Raw genomic sequence first — 2,705 nt, forward strand, 5'->3', positions numbered from 1 at the left:
AGCGGTGGCGAGCGTGCCGCCGCCATCTACTCGCTGATCGGCACGGCCAGGCTCAACGGTGTTGACCCCGAGGCCTGGCTGCGCCATGTGCTGACCAACATCGCCGATCATCCGGTCAACCGGGTCGACGACTTCCTGCCCTGGAACTGCGCCACGCAGATTCCCTCGGCCTGAAAACACGCCGCTTCCCAGCGGTGTGATCCCATCATCCAACAATTCGGTGCCTGGCTCAAGACGGCGCTGGCTTTACGCTTACCCCACAGCCAGGGCCAGGCCAGCAGCACGAGCACGACGATGGTAATGCATCATGGGCGAGGCAAAGACATGCTGACCGACAGTGATATAGTTGCCAACTCAGCCATAATTCTTTCATCAGGGAAGTAGGCTTTGACTGATAGCATCTTAAGAGCGGTCCGAAGCGTTAATAGGTTCCCGCTTGTTGAAAATGGCACATCAATAGGATAAGGATTTGACATGCAACTTTCCCTTGTACCAAATAGAAACTGCGGCACGTGCACGGCTTGCTGCTCGCTCCTCCAAATTGAAACTGAAGAATTGAAGAAAGCGCCCGACATTTTATGCAGCCACTGCATCAACGGTGGCTGCACAATTTATCAAAGTCGGCCACAAGTCTGTAGGACTTGGTACTGTCTTTGGCGCGTCATGGGTGCACTTCCAGAAGATTTGCGGCCTGACAAGTCAAGAATTATGTTTTCTCTTGAGGCTATGGACGAACCAAGAATTCTTTTTGAAAAGGTGTTTATTGTAGGGCGATCACTTGATGAATCGCCGAACTATAATTCACAAGCAGTAAGCTCCGCTCTAAAAATACTGAGTAGCGATGGCACTCTTCCGATATGGCTAAGCCATAAAGGACGCGGGAAAAATCTACACTTCCCTCACCAGCAAATTGCGTCAGTAATTTCCTCTCCATATTCAATGCACACACCATCGGCAAGACTCGAGGCCAAAGAATGGATCGCCCGATATGAAGCAAACCTCCAACGCATCAACTATTCCTTCAACTCGATACGGCAGGCATCGCTTCGACAGGCGACGAACTAACTCCGCTTAAGCTAGGACACGTCTTTAGATCGGGAAAATATAAAGCAGGCGAACGAAATCGCCCCGTCTATACCTGGAGGGGAGCAGCTCAACAATTGAGCTACGCCCGCGAAAATTGAAGCTGGTGGCCGGCGCTGATCTCGGCTCGGGCCGTTAAAGTATCATAGACCACCTGCTTAAGCTCGCATCAGCCTGCGCACTCACCAACAAGGAGACCGCCCACCCAACCGCGCGCCGGAAAGTGGCGAGCGGCCTTCTTGTTGGTGCCGGGTTACAGCGTTCCGGCGGTCGATTTGACGCGCAGCCCAGAGACAGCATCCGACTGATAGCGCCCGCAGACTGCACATGATCGCGAGACTTCCACTCGCCCTGCGCTTATCCCGAAGTTACGCGCTGCCACACTGCAATCGAGTCACTTGGCACATGCAATATTGTGTATTTTTTGTGTATAATTGACTGCATGAACAGCGCAGACATAATCAAACAACTAAAGTCCGATGGCTGGGAACACGTCTCCACTCGTGGCAGCCATCACAAATACCGCAACCCTAAAACTGGCAAGTCTGTGATCGTTCCGCACCCGAAAAAAGACCTGCCGATAGGCACGGTCAATTCGATCCTGAAACAAGCTCAATTAAAGTGAGGCCAAAAATGTTGTATCCACTCTACGTATGGAAAGACGCCAACAGCGCCTATGGCGCTTCCTTTCCCGACCTGCCTGGCGTCAATACCGCCGCCGATGAACTGCACGATCTCAGCAAGGCCGCTCAAGAAGCTGTTGAGGTGATGTATGACCGAGAAACGAATATTCCAGCAGCTTCCGCCATCGAGAAATGGACAAGCAATCCGGACTATGCCGATGGTTTCTGGATGCTGGTTAATATCGACCTATCGAAAGTCAACACCAAGCCGGTTCGGCTGAACATCTCCTTGCCGGAAAGCCTGCTGCGAGATATCGATCAGTTCGCAAAATCACACCACCTCACGCGCTCAGGCTTCTTAGCTCAGGCGGCGATGAGAGCAATGGCGGAATAAAAAAAGCCCGCGTCAGCAAAGAGGCAGGCTTTCGTTCAGGCGCAACAGTGCATCAATGGTCTCGGCTTCAGGTTGGCCGCTGCCCTGCTCCGCGCTTGTGCGCTCGGCTTGAATTATGCGCGCTGGATGAATCGGAAGGCGCGCAGTGGTTCAATTATATACCTGTGTTTACGAACAGTGCAACATCTCCTTAACATTGAATATTAGCCTCATGGACAAAGATTTAATAATTAAAATATTAACAGTTTTAATAGCTTTTGTTGGTGGTTGCGTCCTACTGTGGCGAGCCAATAAAGAGCTTTTTTTCGGTAATCGAAATAGTCTTCGAGAAGAATACAGGTTTGCAAAAACATTTTTTGACGACTTGGAAAAACAACCAAAGATGCATCCGTATGCACGTCAGAAAGGTTTCTAGGCGATCGCAGGTGACCAATCGCTGCCTTCCAGTGTCATTGAATACTTGCTTAGCCGCCATGATTCCGCTAACGTTCTAAAAGACTATGTATTTTCCCGCAAACTCTTGGAGCACTCAGCATCCGCCGGAACGAAACAGATCAGATTTAAAGACGCGTATAGCGATCCGATTCGCCGCCAACGGCTTAAAA

At 50.9% G+C, this 2,705-nt stretch carries 3 protein-coding genes and 1 pseudogene; all 4 read left to right on the forward strand.

The window, feature by feature from the left end; translation table 11 throughout:
• A pseudogene (locus GJA_RS25700) lies at positions 1-174 on the forward strand (transposase domain-containing protein); the annotation flags it as partial.
• Positions 175-663: 489 nt separating this feature from the next.
• Positions 664-1,065, forward strand: a complete 402-nt coding sequence (locus GJA_RS27635; RefSeq protein ID WP_144241646.1) for a hypothetical protein — start codon at positions 664-666, stop codon at positions 1,063-1,065.
• Between the two features lie 460 nt (positions 1,066-1,525).
• On the forward strand, positions 1,526-1,708 hold the full coding sequence (locus GJA_RS26970; protein ID WP_081905584.1) for a type II toxin-antitoxin system HicA family toxin: 183 nt from the start codon (positions 1,526-1,528) through the stop codon (positions 1,706-1,708).
• A gap of 8 nt (positions 1,709-1,716) precedes the next feature.
• Positions 1,717-2,100, forward strand: coding sequence for a type II toxin-antitoxin system HicB family antitoxin (locus GJA_RS25705; protein WP_038498072.1), 384 nt, complete (start codon positions 1,717-1,719; stop codon positions 2,098-2,100).
• Positions 2,101-2,705 lie beyond the last annotated feature (605 nt).

Origin of the sequence: Janthinobacterium agaricidamnosum NBRC 102515 = DSM 9628 (genome assembly GCF_000723165.1) — a bacterium.
In the GTDB taxonomy this organism is placed as follows: domain Bacteria; phylum Pseudomonadota; class Gammaproteobacteria; order Burkholderiales; family Burkholderiaceae_D; genus Janthinobacterium; species Janthinobacterium agaricidamnosum.

Bases quoted from the DNA above. Each gene is read 5' to 3' on its own strand.
- GJA_RS26970 (WP_081905584.1), top strand. From the start codon at position 1,526: ATGAACAGCGCAGACATAATCAAACAACTAAAGTCCGATGGCTGGGAA.
- GJA_RS25705 (WP_038498072.1), top strand. From the start codon at position 1,717: ATGTTGTATCCACTCTACGTATGGAAAGACGCCAACAGCGCCTATGGC.
- GJA_RS27635 (WP_144241646.1), top strand. From the start codon at position 664: ATGGGTGCACTTCCAGAAGATTTGCGGCCTGACAAGTCAAGAATTATG.